Origin of the sequence: Mesorhizobium sp. (assembly GCF_017306585.1) — a bacterium.
Classification (GTDB): Bacteria; Pseudomonadota; Alphaproteobacteria; order Rhizobiales; family Rhizobiaceae; genus Mesorhizobium.
The window spans coordinates 24,055-46,121 of sequence record NZ_JAFKIC010000123.1; the positions used below are offsets into that span (position 1 = coordinate 24,055).

Below are 22,067 nucleotides of genomic sequence, written 5' to 3' on the forward strand. Positions count from 1 at the left end.
TGCCATTAAAAACGTGTCAAGCGCCCCTTCAGCATGGTGAGGAGCCAATGGCTGGCTAGTCCATATGCGCGGCGGGGGCTCCCCCGCCTGCCGGGCCGGCCTTCGGCTTGCGCAGCAGGAAGACAAAGGGGATGGCGGCCAGCGTCATCACCATCAGGATTTTGAAATCGTTGACGTAGGAGATCATCATGGCCTGCAGGTTGACCATGCGATCGACTTCCGACAGCGCCATCGGATCGCCGCTCGCGGCGGCTGGCGAAGCCGCCCAGAGATTGGGATTGAACGGGTTGATGAAGGTGGAAAGCTCGGCGTGGTTGACCTGTGTGTTACGCACCAGCAGCACAGTCACGACCGACACTCCTATCGATGAGCCGAGGTTGCGCACCAGGCTGAACAGCGCGGTTGCGTCGGTGCGGTAGCGCGCGTCGAGTGTGGCGAAGGCGACGGTCGACAGCGGCACGAAGACCATGCCCATGCCCAGACCCTGGATGACGCCCGAGCTGATGATCAGCCAGTTGTCCATCTGCGGTGTGAAGCTTGCCATGGTGTAGAGCGACTGCGCCGTCAGCAGAAAGCCGACGACGACGAGAATCCTGGCGTCGATCTTGCCCATGATCCGCCCAACGACGAGCATCGAAATCATCGTGCCGACACCGCGCGGTCCCATGACGATGCCGATGGTGACGGTCGGATAGCCGAAGATGCTCGACAGCATGGGCGGCAGCAGCGACATGGAGGCCAGGATCAGCACGCCCATGACGAAGATGAAGGCGAGACCGGTGACGAAATTGCGGTCGAGGAAGATCTTGGGGTCGATGAACGGATGCTCCGCGGTCACCGTATGGATGATGAATACCCAGAAGCCGGTGATCGACAGGCCGAGCTCGATCCAGATTTCGACCGAGGAGAACCAGTCGACCTCGCCGCCACGGTCGAGCAGCAGCTGCAGCGCGCCGACGCCGAGCGATATCATGGCGAAGCCGAAGAAATCGAAGCTGCGCACCCGCCGGGCGACAGCGGGCAGATAGGCAGCCATGCCGAGGAAGGCGACGATGCCGACCGGCAGGTTGATGAAGAACACCCAGCGCCAGTTGAAATTCTCGGTCAGCCAGCCGCCCAGCGTCGGCCCCAGAATCGGCCCCAGCATGATGCCGGCGCCCCAGATGGCCATCGCCTGGCCGTGACGTTCCCTGGGATTGATGTCGAGCAGGAAGGTCTGGGACAGCGGCACGATGGCGGCGCCGAATACGCCCTGCATCAGCCGGAAGAACACCATGGTTTCCAGGCTCCATGCCAGGCCGCATAGCATGGAGAAGATGGTGAAGCCGACCACCGCCGTCAGGAACAATTCCTTGCGGCCCAAGCGGTCGGCGAGCCAGCCGGTGACCGGCGTCATGATGGCGGCGGCGACGATGTAGGAGGTCAGCACCCAGTTGATGTTGTCGGGCGAGGCGCCGAGATCACCGGTCATGGTCGGCAGGGCGACATTGGCGATGGTGGTATCGAGCGCCTGCATGATCGTCGCCAGCATCAGCGCGACCGTGATCAGCCCGCGATGCGGCACTTCCCGAAATGGTTCTGGCGTGCTCATGACGCGGAACTTCCAGCAGGTAACAAAAACGTGTACACAGGGTTTCCGGGCGGCAACGCCTTCCGTTGAGAGACCCTCATCGCGGTGGGACGCGATTTGTCGATGTGGGGGTTACATCGACTGAAAGTCTCTGTGCCAGCGGATGCCTGCCGCCCGGAAACATGAGGACCGACGGGTCCGTGTCGAGGATTTCAGAGTCGGGCCAAACCGCTCGGCGGCTCGAACCAAGTTCCGATCCTTCTCACTCCTCCCATCAGACCAATCCTGCTCTCCACCTCCGCCCGCGGGGTCGCCGCGGGCTTCAGCCGACTTCTACTGCGCGGCCTCGCCAGCCTTGGCGTGACCGAATATGGCGGGAAAGCCGCGGGCAACGCCGGTATCGACGCTGACGGAGGCACTCATGCCCGTACGCAGCGCCATCCTGGCGTCAGGGTCGGTCAGCTCCAGGCGCACGGGAATGCGCTGTGTGACCTTGACCCAGTTGCCGGTGGCGTTCTGTGCCGGCAGCAGCGAGAATTCCGCGCCGGTTCCCGCCCCGATCGCCTTGACGGTCGCCTCGAAGGTCTTGCCCGGATAGGTATCGACGACGATCTCGGCCTTCTGGCCCGGCTTCATGTTGGTGAGCTGGGTTTCCTTGAAATTGGCATCGATCCAGGTATCGCCGGTCTCGACCAGTGAAAACAGCGGCGTGCCGGCGCCGACAAACTGGCCGACCTTGAAGGACGAGGCCTGGGAAATCACGCCATCGGCGGGCGCCTTGACCGTGGTCTGCGCCAGGTCGTAGGCGGCCTTGTCACGCGCGGCGAGCGCCGACATCACGGTCGGGTGCTTGTCGGTCTCGATGTCGGGATTGCCGCCCAGCGCCGCCTTGGCGCTGATGATGCCCTGCTCGGCAACGGCCAGCTGCTGCTTTGCCTTGTCGAGGTCGTTCCTCGCCTGATCGAGCGAGGATTTGGCGTTGATGCCCTTCTGGGCAAGATCGGCGGCCCGGTCGTATTGCGACTGCGCGTAGTCGACCTCGCTGGAATCGGACTTCTGCTGCGCCAGCGCCTGGCTGTAGGCGGCGCGCAACTGCTCGACATTGAGGCGCGCGGCAGCCACCGCCGCGTCGGCCTGCGCAAGCGCGATGCGATACGGCTCGGGGTCGATGGCGAACAGAAGATCGCCCTGCTTGACCATCTGATTGTCCGCTATGGCGACCTGGACGACGCGTCCGGCAGTATCCGAGGCGATCGACACCTTGGCCTGCTGCAGATTGGCGTTTTCCGTCTCCTGGTAGCGTCCGCCGGTCACCCAGACATAGCCGCCGCCGACGATGAGCGCGGCCGGCAGCGCGAACATCAAAAAGAAGCGGCCGAGGCGCCGCTTCTTCTTCGGCGCCTGGACCGGCTGGACGGGAGGAGCGACTGCGACAGGCGCGGCGACAGGCTGTGCCGGCGCTTCCATCTCCACCTCGGAAGGATTTTCCTTTACCTTTGCCACCGCGTTCATGCTGCCGCGCCTTCCGCACTTTTCATCTTCTCAAGCGACGACGCTTCGCCGTCCGTCAGATTCTGCACGATTGCATCGAGCACCCGGATCAGCAGGCGACGGTCTTCCTGCGAAACGCCGCTCAGCGATTCCTCATAGACCTCGCCGGCAAGGCTCTTCACGTCGGCATAGGCGGCACTCGCCTTCTCCGTCGGGAAGATCATGCGCACGCGGCGGTCGGCGGCATCGGCACGGCGTTCGATCCAGCCACCCTCCTCCATGCGGTCGACGAGGCGCGAGACGCTGATCGGCTCGATTTCGAGCAATTCGGCGAGCCTGGCCTGGGTGACGCCGGCCTCCTTTGCGACACGCACCATGAGGCGCCACTGCGCGGAGGACAGGCCAAGCCCGCTGGCGCGCGTCTCGAAACGCTTGCGCAACAGACGCTGCACGTCGTGGATCAAAAATCCCAATCTATCGATGCCGTCGGAAACCATGAGCGATACCTATAATAAGCGTGCTTACTATTCAAGATGCCGCATTGCGCCAGAAGCCGGCAAATCGGGATGGCAGCCGTCCACCGCAATCATGGTTAGCGACGAATGAACACCGCACCGCCATGAAGCCGGCACACGAAAACAGACGTTTCACAAACGGTTTCGAACAACCATGGTGACGACGAAGAAAGCTCCGAGCGAACTGGTGATGATGCCGATCGGCAGTTCCTGCGGCGGCAGCAGCGTCCGGGCCAGCAGGTCGCTTGCCAGCAGGAGCACCGCCCCGAACAGCGCGCAGCTTGCGATCAGGCGCAGATGCAGCGGGCCGGCCAGCGGGCGCGACAGATGCGGGATCATCAGCCCGACGAAGCCGATGACACCGGCGACCGAGACAAGGATCGCGGTCGAGAAAGCGGCGACCAGGAACGTGATCCTGCGCATCCTGGCCACCGGCACGCCGAGGCTTTCGGCTGCACTTTCTCCGGCCAGGAAGGCATCCAGCCGGCGATGGTTCCACAGGCCGTAGGCAGCGATCGTGCCGGCGCCCACCGCGCCCAGCCACACATTGTCCCAACGCGCCAGTCCAAGCCCGCCCATGGTCCAGAACAGCACCGAATGGGCGGCGCGCTGGTCGCCGGCAAAGACGAGATAGTTGGTCAAGGCGGTGAACAGGAAGGAGACGGCGAGGCCTGCGAGGATCAGCCGCTCCGGCCCCTGCCCCCTGACCCGCGCGACCAGCAGCAGGACGATGCAGGCCGCCAGTATGCCGCCGGTGAAGGCCGCGACCGGCAAGGTCCAGATGCCGAAGCTGTCGCCGAAGACGGTGATGACGGAAACCGCCCCTGCGGCGGCCCCCGACGACAGGCCGAACAGGAAGGGATCGGCAAGGTCGTTGCGGGTCACCGTCTGCAGCAATGCGCCAACGATCCCCAGCCCGCCGCCGACACAGACCGCGAGCAGGGTGCGCGGCAGCCGCAGATCGACGACGATCTTGCCGACCGGGCCCGACACCTGGTGTTCCGCCAACCCGACAGCGTGACCGAGGGCGGCCACGACATCCGTCAGCGGGATCAGTGTCGACCCGTAGGCGATCGACAGCAGCACCAAAGCGACGAGCGCCACCACGCCCGCCACCATGGCCGCCGCGAATGCCTGGTGCCCCGAAAGCGCGCCGGATTCATGTTTCGGGGCAAGATGCATCAGAACGCTTCCGGATGCATCGCCTTGGCGATCTTGCCGATCGCCTCGATGTTGGCCGGGCCTGGCGTCAGCTCGGCATAGCGAAGGGCGACAAAACGTTCGTTCTTGACGGCATCGGTCTCCTTCATCGCCGGGTGCGCCTTGAGGAAATCGAGCAGTTTCTTGTAGCCGCCGCCATCCTGATAATCGAGCAGGATGAGGAATTGTGGATTGCGGGCAGCCACCGTCTCCCAGTCCGTATTGCCCCAGCTGGTGTCCATGTCGGCCATGATGTTCTCGCCGCCGGCGGCTGATATCATGGCGCTCGGGATAGCGAATTTTCCGGCGGTAAACGGCTTGTCCTCACCGGAATCGTACAGGAATACGCGCGTTCCCATGCGATCGCCGATCTTGGCGGTGATGTCGGCGAGTTGCGCCTTCCAGCCGGCGACGAGTTTTTCCGCCTCTGTCTCCTTACCGAAGATCTTGCCCAGCTTTTCGACGTCGCCATACAGCAGGTCCATGGAAGCCGCGGGGCGGTTCTTGTCGAGATGGACGCAGCTTTCGGTCAGCACCAGCGTCTTGATGCCGTGCGGGGCGAGCGTGTCGGGCGTCACGTCGCCGCCCGGCTTCATGCCATAGTACCAACCGGCGAAGAAGAAATCGGGCTCGACCGCGACAAGGTTCTCGATCGTCGGGTATTTCGGGGCGAGTTCCGGAATGGAGCCCTGTTCGGCCTTGAATTCTGGCCCAACCTTGTACCATCCGGTGATACCGGTCAGTCCGACGATGGAGGGCTGCAGTTTTAGCGCAAAAGCCATCTCGGCCATGTTGAGGTCATGGATGACCGCGCGCTTTGGCGGTGCATCGAAGGTCAGTGGTTTGCCGCAACTGTCGACGGTGACCGGGAAGGCGAAGGCCGTAGAGGCCAGCAGCGAGAAGACGAGCGACAAAGCGAGACGTTTCACGGATTTTGCTCCTTGGTTGAACAGTGTTGATTGGGGGAAGTGTCGGTCAGCCTGGCGGCGCTGCTCGGTTCGGAACATCGAACACCGTCAGTTCGCGGTTTTCCGTGGGGTGGCGCAGGCGAAAGACGTCGACGCCGAAGATCTCCCGGATGAGTTGCTGGGTGAGCGCCTCGCGCGGCGACGCCAGCGCATGCAGCCGGGCCTCGTTCATCACCGCGACCCGGGTGGCGAAAGGCGCCACGAGAGCCAGATCGTGCAGCACCGCGATCACCGTCATGCCGAAACCGGCCACGAGTTCGAGCAGTTCGCCGCGGGCACGGGGATCGAGATGGTTGGTCGGCTCGTCGAGGAACAGCACTTTCGGCTCCTGGGCGATGGCGCGGGCCAGTTGCGCCCGCTGGCGCTCACCACCCGACAGCGAGCCGATGGTGCGGCCAAGCAACGGCAACAGGCCCGTCTGTCGCAGCGCGTCGACGACGATGTCGCGGTCCTCGTTGCGACGCCTGCGGCCGGCATGGGGTACGCGGCCGAGCTCGACATAGTCGATCACCGCCAGGCGCGCATCGGGCTGGTCGGTCTGGCCCACGACGGCGATATGCAGGGCGCGCTCGGTGGCCGAAATCCTGTCCAGGCGGCGCCCGCCGAGCTTCACCTCTCCGGAGCTTGGGCTGAGCATTCCGGACAGCATGCGCAGCAACGTGGTCTTGCCGGCGCCATTGGGACCAATGATGGCGAGGCGATCGCCCGCCGCCACCGACAGGCTGACCGAATGCACCAGATCGCGGCCATTCGCCGTCGCGCCGAGGTCGCGCGCTTCGAGAAGCGGCACGGTCATCGGGGTTCACCCGCAATCGCGCCCGGGATGCGGGCCAGCGTCTTGCCGGCCAGTCTGGGCGGACGTTGTCCGGAACTACACCATCCGTCCGGGAGCGAGGCGTAGAGGCTGGCAAACCGCACGAGGTCGCCGGCGTCGGCCTCGGCGTCGATGGAGCCGAAGAGATAGGCGGCCTTGCCCGGCGCCTGGAAGGCCACAGTCAGCGGCCGGGAGCAACCCGCCATGCAAGCGACACCCTCGACAGCAAAGCCATTCGCAACGTCGGGCTCGTGGTGGGCCGCGAGCCGGGAGCGCAAGTCGATGCACAAGGCTTCACCGGACCTCACCCCCGTCGGGACGTCGCGGCAAAGCGTGCACACGATAATGCGGTGAATACGATCGATGGCGCCGTCCAACTTTCCGTCACTTTCCAAAACTGTCGACGGAAGGATTTTGGCGGGCCGGCCGACAAGACCGGAGGCCACGTCTCCTCCCGGCACACCCCGTCCGGTCAACTCATGCGGATGGCAGGTCTCCTGGCTCGCGGGTCTCGGCTCAATCCTGCCTTCCCAGCCTTGCCGGCCAGTGGCATTGCGGATCTTGCTCACCGCTTACAGTTGCGGGGGCAGCCACGGCCTCGACCCCTCTTGAGGGTGTTACCGTGTTCCCTTTTCACCCCTCGCCTTTCGGCACGGGGACCATCTTTGGCAGCAACCTAGTTTGTCCCCGCCAAAGTCGCAACGGCCTTGCACGTGAACCCGTCGTAGCGCGAAGCTGTCCAACGACCTGACCAGGATAGAGCACCTTTGTTCGCATCGTTTTATGTGATAACATTACATACAACGGCTCAGCGCCTAGCTGTCAATCCCTCCCTGGCCCAACTCACCAAACCATCGGAAAATTTTCGAAAAGCCTCCGGGATTTCTAAGGCGCAATAAGAACGGACGAGTTTTTCAAGCCGGCATAAATGTTTAGCCGAGCATGCGAACACGCGCGGACATATCCGCGCCGTCGCGGATCGATTGCGCCATGCGCAACTTCGATCAAACTGACTGTCGGCGCGGCCGCTAGGGTGAGCCGGCCAAATGCGAGGAACCATGAACCCGGCCGAGAAAGCGCTCTGGTTTGTCGAAAGCCATCTGCCCGAAGCCATCAGCCTCGACGATGTTGCGGCAAGCAGCGGCGTGTCGCGCTTCCATGTGACGCGCGCCTTCGGGGCCGCCACCGGGCGCTCGGTGATGGGTTACATGCGCGCCCGCCGGCTGACCGAGGCGGCACGCCGTCTGGCCGGCGGGGCGCCCGACATACTCCGCGTCGCTCTCGACGCCGGTTATAACTCGCATGAGGCATTCACCCGCGCCTTCCGCGACCAGTTCGGCACCACGCCGGAGCTGGTGCGTGCGCAGGGTTCTACCAAGACCCTGGATCTCGTGGAGCCGATCCTCATGGAGCAATCCCTTCTCGCCCATCTCGAACCGCCGCGCTTCGAGATCAGCCGGCCATTGCTGATCGCGGGCCTTGGCGAGCGCTACAGCTGCGAAACCAGCGCCGCCATTCCCATGCAGTGGCAACGCTTCGGTCCCTATATCGGCAACATCCCGGGTGAGACCGGCGACGTCGCTTACGGGGTCTGCGTCAATGGCGATGATGCCGGCAATTTCGATTACATCGCCGGCGTCGAGGTGTCGGACTTTTCCGACCTTCCCAGAGAATTCGCGCGCGTGCGGGTGCCTGCCAGGAAATTTGCGGTCTTCGCCCATCGCGAGCACATCTCGACGATCCGCCGCACGGTCAACACGATCTGGAACAGATGGCTGCCGGCCTCCGGGCACGAAATATCAGATGCTCCTGATTTCGAACGCTATGGTCCCGATTTCGATCCGCGCACCGGTAATGGCGGGCTGGAGATCTGGATACCGGTCAAGTCATAAGCCTCAGAAAGACCGTGCTCCGACGTGCCGGCCGAAGCACGGCCCGCCTCCTACTCTACGGTGAGAGCGACTTCATAGAGGCCGGGATGGGCTTGTCCCAGGGCCTTGTTGCGCTCGAGAAAACCGCTGCTCAGCAGATGCTCGAAGACACGTCGCATGGCCGCCTGATCCCGCGCCTGCGCGTAGTTGACTACGCGCGTGCCGTCGAGGCTCCGGTGCAGGCTGGCCGACATCCAGCCGGGAATGTCGCGGCAACTCATCGCCGCCTCCCGCAGCAGCCCAATCAGCGCCTGCTGGCCGCCCTCTGGCACGTCGAAGACATTGATCTGGGTGATGACGCCGGTGTCGGCGCGAATGATGGGCATTTTCTTCTCCTTCGTTGGCGCCTGGCAAACGAAGGAACGCAAAATCCGCGAAAACCCCGCGCGCCAAGCCGGGCGTAAAAGCACGCCCTGGGCTTGCCGAGGGTTCCCATACCGAATGGGAACGGAGCTTCCAGTTGGCGGAAGGGAGCGGGCTTACCGTTTGCCACTCCAGGGTCCTTTTCGACCAGCAGTTCATAGCACCGGCGCCAGCCGCCAACAACCACGCTCGTTCGACACGGGATCAGCTAGAGGTCGAGATCCCAGGTCTGGCCTACCAGATCCTTGCCGAAGGAATGATGAGCCTCTTCCTCGATCAATTTGAAGCCGGCGGCCTGGTAGATATGGCGGGCGGCGGTGAGGATGTCGTTGGTCCACAAGGTCAGCGTCTTGTACCCCCTGGCGCGGGCAAAGCCGATGCATTCCTCGACCAGCCGCTTGCCGATGCCGAGGCCGCGTGCGGAAGGCTCGACATAGAGGAGGCGAAGCTTCGCCACCTGATCCGACTTGCGCACGATGAAGACCGAGCCGACGACCTCGCCTTCCCTCTCGGCGATCCAGCTGCGCTCCCATTTCGGGTCGAAGGATTTCACGAAGGCCGAAAGGATCTCGGCGACCAGCGCCTCATAGGTCTCGTCCCAGCCATAATCCTGGGCGTAGAGCATGCCTTGCCGGCGGATGATCCAGCCGATGTCGCCGACCTGCAGCGGCCGCAACAGATAGGGGACTTTCGGCTCCGCGCTTTCCCCCAGCAGTCCCTGGACGGTCCGCATGGATTTCACCAGCCGGTGCTGCTCCGACGCCGGCAGTCGGCTAAGCAAGGCGGCGACCTGGTTGTGCGAATCCTTGTTCAGCGGCGCAAAGGCCTCCCTGCCCGCTTTCGTCAGCGCGATCGACGACTGACGCGCATCCGAAGCCAGCGTTGACCTCGAGATGAGATGACGGCGCTCGAACTTCTTCAGCAGACGGCTGACATAGCCCGCGTCGAGGCCGAGATCGCGGCCAAGGTCGGTCGCGGTCAGGTCGTCACGGTGCGCCAGTTCGTAAAGCACCCGCGCCTCGGTCAGTGAGAAAGCGCTTTTCAGCAACCCTTCGTCGAGCAGTCCGATCTGGCGCGTATAGAAGCGGTTGAAGGCCCGCACCGCATCGATCAGGTCCTTGCCGGGCGCTTCCCTGTCGGGTTGATGGTGAATGGTCATGGTTCGTCTCCTGTGAACACAGGATCAACCATTAACTTGACTTAGTCAACTATTTTGGAGCCAAGCTCGGAGCTCACGCCATTGGCAATACCGGCCAGCGATCGACAATCCTGCCGCCTGAAAGCACGACGATCGGCCCGAACTGTTGCAGCACCGCCTCGCTCTGCGTCGGCCGCAGGAACGCGTAATCGCTAGGCTTTGCCATGGTGTCGGCGGGCAGGCCCATGAATTGCTGGTTGGAGGAGAGGCCGAGCAGACCGTTCGTGCTCATGCCCTCGGGGAACACCGGTTCAGCCATCCATTTGCCGCCATAGAGGTAGCAGCCCTTGCGCGGAAACCGGCCGAGCGCCTGCAGCATGCGGGACACCGCCGGCGGGCCGGGCAGCATCGGCTCGACCACTTTCAGGATCGGCGTGGCGATGAAGGAGGCCGGCTGGAACCCATCCAGGCCCGGCGTGTCGAAATCGCCGGGCAGCACGAAGGCCGAACCCATGGAGACTTCATTGGCAATCCCGCCATGATGAAGCAGCGCCGTCTTGCTGCCGCCGATGTTGAGGATGTGCCGCTGGCCGGCGCCGAGACACGCAACGAAAGCCGCGGCACGCTCCGAGGCTTGCGCCAGCGCCCTCGCCGGCCCGCCGAACAGGCCTGGAATATGCGGTGCGTGCGCCTCATAGGCCATGACGCCCTCGCAGCGAAGGCCCTTGTAGTCCGACAGCGTCTTCAACGCCTGCGACAAGGCCTCCGGTTCCGCGAACCCGCCACGGTGCAGCCCGACATCGATCTCGAAGGCGATGCGCAGTTCGATCCCCAGTTCCGCCGCGAGCGCGCCATATTCCGCCAGCCTTTCCTGGCTGTCGATCAGCCAGCAAACGCGTTTCCAATCGGTGGCGCCCTGCGCAAGCACGGCCCTTGCCGCCTGCACCGGCATCGGCTTGCCGTAGAGGAAATCGGCACTTGGAAACGCGTTCAGCACCGCCGCGCTGATCGGCGGATGGAAAGTCATGAAACGATGGGCTGCGAGTGCCTTGGCGATATGGGCGAGCAACGGCAGGCAGGCGAGCGACTTGTCGACCAGCCGCACGGCAAGGCCGGGATCGAGCCTTTCCTTCACCAGGGCGATGTTGCGGTCCAGCCGGTCGCGGTCGAGCAGCAGGCACGGCTGGAATATGCCGGCTTGCCTCAGCGCATCCGAAAGACCCGCGAAATAGGTGCTCATGATTGAATGCCGAACAGGCCAGCCATGTAGGGCGAGATGAAGCGGTTGTGCGGATCAATGTCGCGCCGCACCGCCATGGCGTCATCCCAGCGCGGATAGAGTTTTTTCAGATCGTCCGCTTTCAAACTGTGCATCTTGCCCCAGTGCGGCCGGCCGCCATACTTGCGGAAGATCGGTTCCGCCGCGCGCATGAAAGGCAGCGGATCGTTGGCCGCATCATGGTGGATGGCGATGGAACAGGTCGGCCTCTCATAGAAAGGCGAGAGCCAGAAACGGTCCGGCGCGACGCTGCGCACCTCCATCGGGAAATAGACTTCGGGAAAGCGCTTCTCGGTCAGGTCGATGATCTCGGCCAGCGCTTTCGGCCCGTCCTCGAAGGGCAGATGATATTCCATCTCGTTGAATCTGGTCTGGCGGTCACTGGCATAGACGTTGAGCCAGTCCTGCACGTAGTCCTCGGCCGGCACCTTTTTTACCGCGCCGGTGATCAGCGCGCGCCGCAGCGAGGGCAGCCAGGCCAATCCGGTGCGCAGCCGGCGCAGCGTACGCAAGGAGCCCTCATCGTCCTCGGTCGGGCGCGTGGTGGTCGCCGCCTCGCTCAGATCGCTGGCGATGAACTGGGCATAGCCGGAGAACGGAATGTAATAGAATTCCGCCGACCGGTGAGCGGTCATCATGGTTTCGAAATCGCGCAGCATATCGGCGATCGGCAGCACCCATTTGCGGCGGCGCAACCGATAGGTCGCGATGTTGTTCATGGTCACTTCGCTCAACACACCGAAGGCGCCGAGCGCAACACCGGTGGCGTGGATCATGTCCTGGTCGCTGCTGCGCTTGAACTCACGGATTTTGCCGAGCCCATCGACGATCTGCACCGTTTCGAGTTGGGTATGATAGGCGCCGAGCGTCGGGCCGGAACCGTGGGTCGCGGTGCCCAGCGCGCCGCCGATCGCTTGCCGATCGATGTCGCCCATATTGGGCAGGCCCTGGCCGATGCCTTGCAGGATGTGCATCAACGCGCCAAGGCGTGTGCCCGCCCGGACCCGCGCACGGTTGTTCGCGCTGTCATGCGATACCAACCCCTCTAGCTTTTCCAGCGAGACGATGGTGCCTTCGGACTTCACCAGCGGTGTGAAGGAATGGCCCGCGCCGACGACACGCACCGGCCCCGGCGCAGTGCGAACGAGATCGCCGAGTTCGCCTGCATCGGCCGGGCTGGCAATCAGCTTCGGTGAAGCCGTGACGAAACCCGACCAGTTGCTCCAGCTGTTCGACATGTCGCGGCAACCCGTCAGGCGATCACGCGGCGACGCCGCGCGACCAGGACAAACAGACCAAGCAATGCCACGCTGGCGACAGCGCTTGCGGCGGCGAATTCCGGCACCGGGCGAAAATCCTTGCCGTCGATGAGCAGCGAGGCGGCAATCGGGCCGATGGCCAGACCGAACAGCTGGGCGGCCGGCACCAGCAGCACGGCGGTGCGCGTCTCGTCGGCGGTGATCGCCAGCCTGATCTGGTAGGGCACGATGAACAGCAGGATGAAGCCCATGACCAGGGCGGCGACCCAGAATGTGGTGAGGCCCGGTCCGCTGGCCAGGATCAGCGAACTTACCAGAGCGACAAGGCCGATCGCCGCGATGGCCAGCCGATAGTCGATGCGGGCCTCGAACACGGTGGCGGTCATCGCGCCCAGGACCTGCACCGCCAGGCTTGCCGAGACGATCAGGCCGACGGTGCGGCCATCGATGCCGAACTGGGCGCCCAGCGGCTCGAGAAAAGCCCACACCGCGCCGAAAAACATGAAATAGCAGAAGACCGACAGCAGCGCGGTGATCGAGGGAACCGTCAGCACATTGGCCAGATTCTCGTCCTTCGGCAGGTCCGCATAGTCGGCGGGGACGACAAAGGCGATCGCCAGCGACGCGACGCAGACCGCGGCGAGAACGATGAACCCGCCCGCGGATCCGGCGGCGGGAATGACATAAAGCGCCAGGACCAGGGCAAGAGCGCACTGCGCCAGCGTCTGCATGGTGACGAAATAGCCGCCAATGCGTTCGGCCCGACGCGAACGGGCGATCAATTCGGTGGCGATCGCGACCAGTCCGCCTTCGGCAAGGCCTGCGAGCGCCCGTGCGGCGATCAGGGTATTGGCGCTGGCGGCATAGGCAGTCCAGACATTGGCGAGCGCCAGCAGGAGCAGAAGGACCGCGCTTTTCCAGCGCATCGCGTGTGCCGAAAGCAGCATCGCGACGATGGCCGACCCGATCGCGATGGCGATCATCTCGGCGGTGGCGACCAGCGCCAGTTCATCGCCACTGACATGGCCCTCGGTGTAAAGCGCCCCGAGCAGGACGGGCTGCAGGCCGAGAATGAGCAGACCGACCGATCCGATCCACAGGGCGGACGCCAGTTGCACGCCAGTCGGATTGCCGACCAGCCAGTCGCCATCGCCGGTGCTTGTCGAAGTCAAAGGCGCCTCCCAACGTCCTTGCCGCTCGGCAAAAAAGCTGACAATCTGTCAGCATTCAAGAACCTGATACTTGATCATGTTTTTTGTCAACCAGAATTCGCAATCCCGCGAGAGAACCGGCGCATGGAAGAAGCAAGGCAGACGCCGACCCAGCCGAGGCGCAGGCCCAAGCAGGAGCGCAGCCGCGAGCGCATCGACGCCATCCTGTCGACAACCATGCGGCTGATCGGTGAAAAAGGCATCGATGCCGTCACCATGAAGGAGGTCGGCACGCTGGCCGGCGGGCCGATCGCCACCGTCTACCACTACTTTCCCAACAAATCGGCCATCCTGGCGATGCTCTATGAGCGGTTCTCGGAAGAAAGCCGCGCGCGTTTCGGCGCCATCATCGCTGAAATCAGCGAACCGGCTGACGTGACCATGGCAGCCGACCGGATGCTCGACGACTATTACGGCCGCGTCGCCGCCGATCCGGCCATCCAGGACCTTCAGAACGCCATCCAGGCCGACAAGGCCTTGCAGCATCTCGACATTGCCGAGACCAGGCATCAATCAAAGATCTTGTGCGACCATGTCTCACCCATGCTGAGGCCCGAGCAGCGCGAGCCCTTCGCAAGACTTGTGTTCCTGATCTTCCAGCTTGCCGGCGGCGTTGTCCGCCTGGCGCTGACACAGGACAAGGAAGAAGGCCGGCGCACGATCGAGGATTATCGCTCGATCATCCACACGCAGCTGCGTTTGTTTCTTTAGGGCGCCGCCTCAAAGAAGCATCTCGCCATCGGCTATGCAAACTGGCGGATCAGACCCTCGAAACCATCCGCCAGATTGGCATTGCCGGCGGCCAGAAAGCTGGACAGGTTGCGGGCGCCACCCGGGGTCTTGTTGGCGTCGAGCAGCACCGCCTTGCCTTCGTGCATGACGAAATCGAACTTGCCATAGTCGAAACCGAGCTTGCGCCTTGTCTCGCGGAGTTCTTCCGGCACGGGAACCGGCTCGCGGCGGATCGTGTCGCTGCCCTTGACCAGGTTTTGCGGCGAGACATGGCGGGTGCAGCGCTCGCGCTCGCCGCAGAATATCCAGAACCGGGCGCCAAAGCCGTCAGGCTCGGCTTCGGGAATGAATTTCTCGACGACCAGATCCTCGCGCTCGAACACGGCCTCGGCAACATCGGCGAGCGAGTTATGGATGGTGTAGCCGGCCATGACCCTCACGCCCGGGAACGGTTCCGGTTTTCCGGCGCGCCGTGATCGCCGGTTGAGTGACTGCTCGCGCGTTCCCAGATTGTTGAGACTGCTCTTGACGATCACCGGCCCTTGCCAGCCGTCGTTCCTCCCGATCACGGCGCCGCTGATGCGGCGTTTGGAAATGTCGGCGGCACCGATGTTCAGGCAGTACGGGAAGGCCCGTGCATATTCGACATAATCGGGCGGTGTCACAGTCGCGTCGACATGAAGCACGGCGATGTCGGCTTCCGGCTTCGCCGACGTGCCGGACAATATCTGAACGGAATGCCCACGCCGCTTCAACTCTTCCAACAGGTTGCCAAGCATGTATGGGCTCTCGCGGCGCAGAAGCAGCCCGCGCCGACGCTCGAACCTGTCAAACTCATGCGTGATAACCGCGATCCGTGCCATGCGCCCCTGCTTGGTTTCGCAAGCGTCCTCGATTATGCGTTGCAATACAATGCCGCGTGGGTTTGGGAGCTATCGGTGACCGGTCATTGGAATCGTATTCGAGGTCACTGGCAGTTGCTTGGCCCGCCGTTGCGGCCGCCGATGGAAGCGGTGGAAACCTACAAACGAGTGCTCGATATCTCGAACTCGCATGTCGTTTTGCTGGGAGTCACGCCGGAGCTCGCTGGACTTGGCGCGGCGATGACCGCGGTGGATGAGTCTTCCGACATGATCGCCGGAATCTGGCCCGGAGACACGGACATGCGAAAGGCGATCCACGGTGATTGGCTCGACCTTCCTTTGCCCGATGCAGGTATGGAGGCGGCGATCGGTGACGGTTGCCTCTCGGCACTCGCCTCCTCGATCGCGCGCCAATCGCTGTTTGCGGCAATCGCGAAGACGCTACGCCCAGACGGTCGCGCCGGACTGCGTCTCTTTGCCGGTCCGGAAATACCTTACAAGCCGGCGGATGTGCAGGCGCTCGCGCTATCCGGAGCCGTGTCGACTTTCCATGAACTGAAGTGGCGTGTCGCCATGACCGCCGCCGGCAACGCACCTGACCATGCCATTCCCGTGAAGACTATCCTGGACAGGTTCGATGAGTTGTTTCCGGATCGCCAGGAACTCAGCGCTCAAACCGGGTGGGCGTTGCCTGTCATCGGCACAATCGACGTCTACCGCAACTCAAACGCCGTCTACAGCTTTGCCCCGGTCTCGGCCCTGATCAGCGAAGCCAAGGCCTTCTTCGGCGACGTCGGCACTGTTTCGACGGGCAGTTATGGATTTGCCGAGCAATGCCCGCTTTTGACCTTGCGATCGCCAAGGCGCCGAACAGCGTGAAGTTCGCCTCTCTTGCCGCTGGAAGTCAGTGCATTTCCCGCAGCGGCGCGGGACGAGAAAAATTTCGCGCCACCGCCCCTTCCCCCGCACCTTGACTCTCAAAAGCCGCCAGCCTATTTCAGCGCCACGTTAGCACTCGCCTCAGGTGAGTGCTAACCACAGGTCCGGCGTCGCCGGACGGAGGAACAGTTCTCACCGTTCTCATTCGAGGAAGAAAAAATGGCAAAGTCGAAGTTCCGCCCGCTTCATGACCGCGTGGTCGTTCGCCGGGTTGAATCCGAATCCAAGACCGCCGGCGGGATCATCATCCCGGATACGGCGAAGGAAAAGCCGCAGGAAGGCGAGATCATCGCCGTCGGCTCGGGCGCCCGCGACGAAAACGGCAAGCTCGTCCCGCTGGACGTCAAGGCCGGCGACCGCATCCTGTTCGGCAAGTGGTCGGGCACCGAAGTCAAGCTCAATGGCGAAGACCTTCTGATCATGAAGGAATCCGACATCATGGGCATCATCGGCTGATTATCGGCCTCACCTTCAACTTGAATTTTCGGGCTTGATCCCAAGCCCCTGCCAGGAGCTAAAACATGGCTGCCAAAGACGTAAAATTCTCCCGTGACGCCCGCGAGCGCATGCTGCGCGGTGTCAACATCCTCGCCGACGCGGTGAAGGTCACGCTCGGCCCCAAGGGCCGCAACGTCGTCATCGACAAGTCGTTCGGCGCCCCGCGCATCACCAAGGACGGCGTCACCGTCGCCAAGGAAATCGAGCTTGAAGACAAGTTCGAGAACATGGGCGCGCAGATGGTCCGCGAAGTCGCTTCGAAGACCAACGACATCGCCGGCGACGGCACCACGACCGCGACGGTTCTCGCCCAGGCGATCGTCCAGGAAGGCAACAAGGCCGTTGCCGCCGGCATGAACCCGATGGACCTGAAGCGCGGCATCGACCTCGCCGTCGGTGAAGTCGTCACCGCTCTCGGCAAGGCCGCCAAGAAGATCAAGACCTCCGAGGAAGTCGCCCAGGTCGGCACGATCTCGGCCAATGGCGACGAGTCGGTCGGCAAGATGATCGCGGAAGCGATGCAGAAGGTCGGCAACGAAGGCGTCATCACCGTCGAGGAAGCCAAGACCGCCGAGACCGAGTTGGAAGTCGTCGAAGGCATGCAGTTCGACCGCGGCTACCTCTCGCCCTACTTCGTCACCAACGCCGACAAGATGGTCGCCGATCTGGAAGACGCCTACATCCTGCTGCACGAGAAGAAGCTCTCCAACCTGCAGGCCATGCTGCCGGTCCTCGAAGCCGTCGTTCAGACCTCGAAGCCGCTGCTCATCATCTCGGAAGACGTCGAAGGCGAGGCTCTGGCCACGCTGGTCGTCAACAAGCTGCGCGGTGGCCTGAAGATCGCCGCCGTCAAGGCTCCGGGCTTCGGTGATCGCCGCAAGGCCATGCTGGAAGACATCGCCATCCTCACCGGTGGCCAGGTCATCTCGGAAGACCTCGGCATCAAGCTCGAGAATGTCGGCCTCAACATGCTCGGCCGCGCCAAGAAGGTGTCGATCTCCAAGGAGAACACCACCATCGTCGACGGCGCCGGCAAGAAGGCCGAGATCCAGGGCCGCGTCGCCCAGATCAAGCAGCAGATCGAGGAAACCACCTCGGACTACGACAAGGAGAAGCTGCAGGAACGTCTGGCGAAGCTCGCCGGCGGCGTTGCCGTGATCCGCGTCGGCGGTGCGACCGAAGTGGAAGTGAAGGAAAAGAAGGATCGCGTTGACGACGCTCTGAACGCGACCCGCGCGGCCGTGGAAGAAGGCATCGTCGCCGGCGGCGGCGTGGCCCTGCTGCGCGCCTCGGCCAACGTCAAGGCAACCGGCGTCAACTCCGACCAGGCTGCCGGCATCAACATCGTGCGCCGCGCGCTGCAGGCTCCGGCCCGCCAGATCGCTGCCAACGCTGGTGCCGAAGCTTCGATCGTCGCCGGCAAGATCCTCGAGAACAAGGGCGCGACCTTCGGCTACAACGCCCAGACCGGCGAATATGGCGACATGATCGCCATGGGCATCGTCGACCCGGTCAAGGTCGTGCGCACGGCTCTCCAGGACGCGGCCTCGGTCGCTGGCCTGCTGGTCACCACCGAAGCCATGATCGCCGAAGCTCCGAAGAAGGAAGCTGCCGGCGGCATGCCGGGCGGTATGCCTGGCGGCGGCATGGGCGGCATGGGCGGCATGGACTTCTAAGAAGTCCATAAAAGCACGCCCATCAACTAACATTGCTCAAGCCCGCAAGCGGGCTTGAGTGGCGGCATGGACTTCTAAGAAGTCCATAGAGCACGCCCATCAACTGACATTGCTCAAGTCCGCAAGCGGACTTGAGTGGCGGCGTGGACTTCTAAGAAGTCCGTACCGTCGCAGATATAGAAAGGGCGGCAGCGATGCCGCCCTTTTTCGTTGGAAGCCTGCAACAGCCGCTGGTTGTGAAAATGCACCTTGTCGCGCTAAGCAACCTTCGCCCGCGCCCTAGGCGCCCGAGCTCAGTCGCTGCGCCATCGACGGCTGATTATCCTTTTGGCCATTTCGCCAGCAAAAACAGAAACTTCCATCGACCCTCGTGACCTCTTCACGAATTGTCGGGCAATATTTTTTAATACATTTGAGATTACTAAACACCAAGAGCACGGCGAGGTTGCTCCAGCGTGTATCGGGTCGGGTAATCATCGATGCAGTTTCTCCGACGATTTTCGCAAAACCGCGACGGCAACGTACTGATCGTCTCGGCGCTTGTGATGCCGCTGCTGATCGGCATGGCCGCTTTGGTCACGGAGTATGGTGGCGCGCTGGTCGAGCGCGCCGACAACCAGCGCGTCGCGGACCTGTCGGCCTATGCCGGCGCGCTGGCCTACAACAAGAACCAGTCCACCGCTCAAATGACAGCCACGGCTGTCAGCGTGGCGGTGCTCAACGGCGTTCCGGCCGCCAATGTGCAGGTGAGCCTGGTCGCCTCCCCCAAAACGGCCAACGTCAACGCTGTCTCGGTCTCGATCAATACCTACAAGACCCTGCTCTTGGCGCGCGTGCTGAGCGACCGCCAGCAACTGCAGATCTATGCCAATTCGGTGGCCGAGATCGGCGCGCAGCCGCAAACGCCTGGATGCATGCTGGCGCTTGACGGCACACAGACCGGCATAACGTTGAGCGGCGGCACGTCGATCTCGGCGCCGACATGCACCGTCTCCTCGAACAACACAGTGACTGTTCCCTGCGGCACCAGCATCTCGGCGATCGGCGTCAACTACAATTCGGCCGCGGCGCCGAGCCAGCCATGCAATGGCATCACCGGCCCCGGCGGGGCGGCGGCGGTGATCACCAAGACATCGACCGCCGACCCGCTGGCGGGCAATGCGGCGGTCGCGGCCGCCGTGGCCCGCTTTTCCACAGTGTCGGCAATGTCGGCCGCTACAGCTCCTGCAGCGCCGACCAACACCACCGGCACCAACATCGACTTCGCCTGGGATCAGACCGCGACGACGAACGCGGCCATGGCAGCCGGCTGCACCGCATCCTGGTCGCAGCCGACCTGGACGTTCAGCTGCGGCAGCAAAACAACGGTCAATCTGGGCACAGTGACCATTGGCGGCGGCATCAACCTCAACTTCGCCACGGCAGGGGCGGCCACGACCACCTACAATTTCGCGGGCGACTTCACGACCAGCGCCACCACCAATTTCGGCCCGGGCACTTACAATTTCGCCAAGACGCTGACTACGGCGGGAACCACGACTTTCGGCGCCGGCACCTACAATATCGGCAAGCAGGTCACCACCGCCGGCACCACGACGTTCGGCGCTGGCACGTTCAACTTCACCAAGGGGCTAACGACCGGTGGCGGCGCCACCACCACATTCGGCGCCGGCACTTTCAAATTCGGCATGAGCGACAACACCTGCGGCGGCACGGCGCGGGTCAGCCTGTGCAACACCAGCACGCTTACATTCGGCGGACCGAGCACCTTCGAACTGGGTGGCGGGTTCAACAACACCGGTGGTGCGACGATCACTTTCGGCTCAGGAACATCGAACAGCTACAAGATCGGCCCCGGCGGCAATGGTGACGCCATCACGCTCGGCGGCGGCTCAAAGACAGTCATGGCCGACGCCACCAGTTCGGGCGTATTCCAGGTCGTCGGCAATGTGAATGGCGGTGGTGGCGGCAGTTGCTTCGTCATTCCGGCCACTGCGCAGCACGACATAGAGGGCAACTTCATTGCCTCGGGCGCGGTGCTGCTCGGCGCCGGCGTCTACACGATCGATGGCTATTTCGCGCTGGGCGGGAGCGGCGGCGGCAGCGCCAGTTGCGGCGGCAGCACGATCAGCGTCAGCGGCACCAACGTGACTTTGGTGCTGTCGGGCAAGGCCAGGTCGAGTTCTGGAAGCTGCAGCGGCTATGTCTTCTGCGTGGCGGCCGGTTACAGCAACATCGTGCTGACCGCGCCACAGACCGGCGCCACGGCCAAGCTTGCCGTCATCGGGCCGACATCGACCTCGATCACCGCCGGCGCCACCTTCGCCGAAGGCGGCTCCAATGCGCAGATTTCGGGAGCTTTCTACTTTCCTTATGGCCCTATCATTATGAATGGCGGTTCAAGCGTACTGGGCTCGCCGAGCGATACGAGCAAATGTCTGCAGATGATCGGCTCGCGCATCACCCTTTCGGGCGGCACCGCGGCAGCGTCGCAATGTATCGCCGCCCCCGGCAGCAGCACGAGCAGCAAGGTGAGCCTCGTACAATGAGAGCGCGGATCCCCTTCGAGAGGCACTCATATGCCAGCCGCCTCTCCTCGTTCGCCGCCTTCCTTCGGCGCGAGACATCAGGGGTATCGGCAGTCGAATTCGCGCTGGTCAGCCCGGTGCTGCTGCTCATTCTTGCCGGTACCGTCGATATTGGCGGCTTGCTGAAAGCAAGGTTCGAGCTAAGCACAGCCGTCTCCGCGGGCTCCAACTATGCCTTGCTCAATGGCGACAAGGTCAATTCCTCCGGCGGCAGCGCGCTTGCCGGCAATATCACGACAGTCGTCGCCAGCGGTCTGGGTAGCAATGGCGGCGGGGTTCAGGTCGTCATCAACAATGGCGCGGCGGTTACCTATGACGCCAGCACATCGACCGCGACACAAACAGGCACAGCCGCCAATGCCGACCTCTGCTACTGCGTCGCCAGCTCGGGCGCCGTGGCCTGGAGCACGCCGGTGGCATGCGGCAGCGTCTGCAGCAGCGGCACGATCGCGGGAAAGTTCGTGACGATCACGGCAAGCAAGCCATACACACCTATTTTCGGCGGCCTGGGCATCGTCCAGAACGGCAACATCACCGTTCAGTCCATGGTGCAACCGCAATGAGCCGCCACCGGTCATTCCTGCGCGACAGATCCGGCGCCAATGCCGTCGAGTTCGCACTTCTGTCGGTGCCGGTGCTGTTGATGCTGATGGGTACTTTCGAGTTCGGCCGCATGTACTGGGCACAGCACGTGCTGAATGAGATCGCCGCGGCAGGCGCGCGCTGCATGGGCGTGCTCCAAAGTGGATGCACGGTTAACGGCGCCTACAGCGCCGCCAGTTCGATCAGCTATATCATCAACCGGGCGGCGACCGACGGCATCATCCTGAGCGGCGCCAACATCACAATCAACAACAACACCACCTGCTCGGGCCTGTCCGGCTTCTCGAGCGTTCAGGTTTCCTACACATTCGCGACCGTGATGCCGGCCTTCATCACCTCACTGGCGAACGGCCCGAACCTCACCGCGCAAGCCTGCTTTCCAAACCAGGGAGCCTGACGTCACACAGCGGCGTCAACGCGCTGGCCACA

The 22,067-nt window shown here is 63.3% G+C and carries 21 protein-coding genes and 1 riboswitch; of the genes, 8 read left to right on the forward strand and 13 right to left on the reverse strand.

Going from position 1 to position 22,067, the window contains the following annotated elements; all coding sequences use genetic code 11:
- Window positions 1-55: 55 nt before the first annotated feature.
- The 7 genes from J0I79_RS10685 to J0I79_RS10715 all read right to left on the reverse strand — a co-directional run bounded on the left by J0I79_RS10685 (window position 56) and on the right by J0I79_RS10715 (window position 6,935).
- Entirely contained in the window at window positions 56-1,591 is a 1,536-nt protein-coding gene (locus J0I79_RS10685; RefSeq protein ID WP_292857392.1) for a DHA2 family efflux MFS transporter permease subunit, read from the reverse strand.
- Window positions 1,592-1,903: 312 nt separating this feature from the next.
- Window positions 1,904-3,082: an HlyD family secretion protein gene (locus J0I79_RS10690; protein WP_292857395.1), complete on the reverse strand. Its 1,179-nt coding sequence runs from the start codon at window positions 3,080-3,082 to the stop codon at window positions 1,904-1,906.
- Window positions 3,079-3,558 (reverse strand): MarR family transcriptional regulator, encoded by a 480-nt coding sequence (locus J0I79_RS10695; protein WP_292857398.1) that lies wholly within the window; start codon window positions 3,556-3,558, stop codon window positions 3,079-3,081. Before J0I79_RS10695 ends, J0I79_RS10690 begins: the two co-directional genes overlap by 4 nt.
- Before the next feature lie 150 nt (window positions 3,559-3,708).
- Complete coding sequence (locus J0I79_RS10700) at window positions 3,709-4,758, reverse strand: iron ABC transporter permease (RefSeq protein WP_292857401.1); 1,050 nt, start codon at window positions 4,756-4,758, stop codon at window positions 3,709-3,711.
- On the reverse strand, window positions 4,758-5,705 hold the full coding sequence (locus J0I79_RS10705; RefSeq protein WP_292857404.1) for an ABC transporter substrate-binding protein: 948 nt from the start codon (window positions 5,703-5,705) through the stop codon (window positions 4,758-4,760). The genes J0I79_RS10700 and J0I79_RS10705 overlap by 1 nt, the downstream gene beginning before the upstream one ends.
- Window positions 5,706-5,751: 46 nt before the next feature.
- A complete protein-coding gene (locus J0I79_RS10710; protein ID WP_292857407.1) occupies window positions 5,752-6,540 on the reverse strand; it encodes an ABC transporter ATP-binding protein in 789 nt (262 codons plus the stop codon).
- Window positions 6,537-6,935 (reverse strand): DUF1636 family protein, encoded by a 399-nt coding sequence (locus J0I79_RS10715; RefSeq protein ID WP_292857410.1) that lies wholly within the window; start codon window positions 6,933-6,935, stop codon window positions 6,537-6,539. The genes J0I79_RS10710 and J0I79_RS10715 overlap by 4 nt, the downstream gene beginning before the upstream one ends.
- A 92-nt stretch (window positions 6,936-7,027) precedes the next feature.
- Window positions 7,028-7,237: riboswitch (cobalamin riboswitch) on the reverse strand.
- Between the two features lie 379 nt (window positions 7,238-7,616).
- Here J0I79_RS10715 and J0I79_RS10720 point away from each other — a divergent pair.
- Complete coding sequence (locus J0I79_RS10720; RefSeq protein WP_292857413.1) at window positions 7,617-8,450, forward strand: AraC family transcriptional regulator; 834 nt, start codon at window positions 7,617-7,619, stop codon at window positions 8,448-8,450.
- 50 nt (window positions 8,451-8,500) lie between these two features.
- Here the strand turns inward: J0I79_RS10720 and J0I79_RS10725 are convergent, their stop codons facing one another.
- The 5 genes from J0I79_RS10725 to J0I79_RS10745 form a co-directional block, all read right to left on the reverse strand.
- Window positions 8,501-8,815, reverse strand: a complete 315-nt coding sequence (locus J0I79_RS10725) for an antibiotic biosynthesis monooxygenase family protein (protein ID WP_292857416.1) — start codon at window positions 8,813-8,815, stop codon at window positions 8,501-8,503.
- 245 nt (window positions 8,816-9,060) lie between these two features.
- Complete coding sequence (locus J0I79_RS10730) at window positions 9,061-10,011, reverse strand: helix-turn-helix domain-containing GNAT family N-acetyltransferase (RefSeq protein ID WP_292857419.1); 951 nt, start codon at window positions 10,009-10,011, stop codon at window positions 9,061-9,063.
- A 73-nt stretch (window positions 10,012-10,084) separates the two neighbouring features.
- Window positions 10,085-11,230, reverse strand: coding sequence for an alanine racemase (locus J0I79_RS10735; protein ID WP_292857424.1), 1,146 nt, complete (start codon window positions 11,228-11,230; stop codon window positions 10,085-10,087).
- Complete coding sequence (locus J0I79_RS10740; protein WP_292857427.1) at window positions 11,227-12,507, reverse strand: D-arabinono-1,4-lactone oxidase; 1,281 nt, start codon at window positions 12,505-12,507, stop codon at window positions 11,227-11,229. The genes J0I79_RS10735 and J0I79_RS10740 overlap by 4 nt, the downstream gene beginning before the upstream one ends.
- A 14-nt stretch (window positions 12,508-12,521) precedes the next feature.
- Window positions 12,522-13,700, reverse strand: coding sequence for an MFS transporter (locus J0I79_RS10745; protein ID WP_292857430.1), 1,179 nt, complete (start codon window positions 13,698-13,700; stop codon window positions 12,522-12,524).
- A gap of 123 nt (window positions 13,701-13,823) precedes the next feature.
- On the opposite strand from J0I79_RS10745, the gene J0I79_RS10750 reads away from it, so the two are divergent.
- Complete coding sequence (locus tag J0I79_RS10750; protein WP_292857433.1) at window positions 13,824-14,450, forward strand: TetR/AcrR family transcriptional regulator; 627 nt, start codon at window positions 13,824-13,826, stop codon at window positions 14,448-14,450.
- 32 nt (window positions 14,451-14,482) lie between these two features.
- Here the strand turns inward: J0I79_RS10750 and J0I79_RS10755 are convergent, their stop codons facing one another.
- A complete protein-coding gene (locus J0I79_RS10755; protein WP_292857436.1) occupies window positions 14,483-15,334 on the reverse strand; it encodes a hypothetical protein in 852 nt (283 codons plus the stop codon).
- Here J0I79_RS10755 and J0I79_RS10760 point away from each other — a divergent pair.
- From J0I79_RS10760 to J0I79_RS10785, 6 genes are all read left to right on the forward strand, one after another.
- The gene (locus J0I79_RS10760; protein WP_292857439.1) at window positions 15,308-16,213 is read left to right on the forward strand and encodes a class I SAM-dependent methyltransferase; all 906 of its coding nucleotides are present in this window, start codon (window positions 15,308-15,310) and stop codon (window positions 16,211-16,213) included. The two genes, J0I79_RS10755 and J0I79_RS10760, sit on opposite strands and share 27 nt — an antisense overlap.
- A 219-nt stretch (window positions 16,214-16,432) precedes the next feature.
- Window positions 16,433-16,729, forward strand: coding sequence for a co-chaperone GroES (groES, locus tag J0I79_RS10765; protein WP_073987612.1), 297 nt, complete (start codon window positions 16,433-16,435; stop codon window positions 16,727-16,729).
- A gap of 65 nt (window positions 16,730-16,794) precedes the next feature.
- Complete coding sequence (groL, locus tag J0I79_RS10770; RefSeq protein ID WP_292857442.1) at window positions 16,795-18,447, forward strand: chaperonin GroEL; 1,653 nt, start codon at window positions 16,795-16,797, stop codon at window positions 18,445-18,447.
- A gap of 479 nt (window positions 18,448-18,926) precedes the next feature.
- A complete protein-coding gene (locus tag J0I79_RS10775; protein ID WP_292857445.1) occupies window positions 18,927-20,996 on the forward strand; it encodes a pilus assembly protein TadG-related protein in 2,070 nt (689 codons plus the stop codon).
- Window positions 20,993-21,598, forward strand: a complete 606-nt coding sequence (locus tag J0I79_RS10780) for a TadE/TadG family type IV pilus assembly protein (RefSeq protein WP_292857448.1) — start codon at window positions 20,993-20,995, stop codon at window positions 21,596-21,598. The genes J0I79_RS10775 and J0I79_RS10780 overlap by 4 nt, the downstream gene beginning before the upstream one ends.
- Window positions 21,595-22,035, forward strand: a complete 441-nt coding sequence (locus tag J0I79_RS10785) for a TadE family protein (RefSeq protein ID WP_292857451.1) — start codon at window positions 21,595-21,597, stop codon at window positions 22,033-22,035. The genes J0I79_RS10780 and J0I79_RS10785 overlap by 4 nt, the downstream gene beginning before the upstream one ends.
- Window positions 22,036-22,067: the final 32 nt, after the last annotated feature.

Coding starts and splice junctions, on each gene's coding strand:
- J0I79_RS10685 (WP_292857392.1), bottom strand. CDS start 1,591: ATGAGCACGCCAGAACCATTTCGGGAAGTGCCGCATCGCGGGCTGATC.
- J0I79_RS10690 (WP_292857395.1), bottom strand. CDS start 3,082: ATGAACGCGGTGGCAAAGGTAAAGGAAAATCCTTCCGAGGTGGAGATG.
- J0I79_RS10695 (WP_292857398.1), bottom strand. CDS start 3,558: ATGGTTTCCGACGGCATCGATAGATTGGGATTTTTGATCCACGACGTG.
- J0I79_RS10700 (WP_292857401.1), bottom strand. CDS start 4,758: ATGCATCTTGCCCCGAAACATGAATCCGGCGCGCTTTCGGGGCACCAG.
- J0I79_RS10710 (WP_292857407.1), bottom strand. CDS start 6,540: ATGACCGTGCCGCTTCTCGAAGCGCGCGACCTCGGCGCGACGGCGAAT.
- J0I79_RS10720 (WP_292857413.1), top strand. CDS start 7,617: ATGAACCCGGCCGAGAAAGCGCTCTGGTTTGTCGAAAGCCATCTGCCC.
- J0I79_RS10725 (WP_292857416.1), bottom strand. CDS start 8,815: ATGCCCATCATTCGCGCCGACACCGGCGTCATCACCCAGATCAATGTC.
- J0I79_RS10730 (WP_292857419.1), bottom strand. CDS start 10,011: ATGACCATTCACCATCAACCCGACAGGGAAGCGCCCGGCAAGGACCTG.
- J0I79_RS10735 (WP_292857424.1), bottom strand. CDS start 11,230: ATGAGCACCTATTTCGCGGGTCTTTCGGATGCGCTGAGGCAAGCCGGC.
- J0I79_RS10740 (WP_292857427.1), bottom strand. CDS start 12,507: ATGTCGAACAGCTGGAGCAACTGGTCGGGTTTCGTCACGGCTTCACCG.
- J0I79_RS10750 (WP_292857433.1), top strand. CDS start 13,824: ATGGAAGAAGCAAGGCAGACGCCGACCCAGCCGAGGCGCAGGCCCAAG.
- J0I79_RS10760 (WP_292857439.1), top strand. CDS start 15,308: ATGCGTGATAACCGCGATCCGTGCCATGCGCCCCTGCTTGGTTTCGCA.
- J0I79_RS10755 (WP_292857436.1), bottom strand. CDS start 15,334: ATGGCACGGATCGCGGTTATCACGCATGAGTTTGACAGGTTCGAGCGT.
- groES (WP_073987612.1), top strand. CDS start 16,433: ATGGCAAAGTCGAAGTTCCGCCCGCTTCATGACCGCGTGGTCGTTCGC.
- groL (WP_292857442.1), top strand. CDS start 16,795: ATGGCTGCCAAAGACGTAAAATTCTCCCGTGACGCCCGCGAGCGCATG.
- J0I79_RS10775 (WP_292857445.1), top strand. CDS start 18,927: ATGCAGTTTCTCCGACGATTTTCGCAAAACCGCGACGGCAACGTACTG.
- J0I79_RS10780 (WP_292857448.1), top strand. CDS start 20,993: ATGAGAGCGCGGATCCCCTTCGAGAGGCACTCATATGCCAGCCGCCTC.
- J0I79_RS10785 (WP_292857451.1), top strand. CDS start 21,595: ATGAGCCGCCACCGGTCATTCCTGCGCGACAGATCCGGCGCCAATGCC.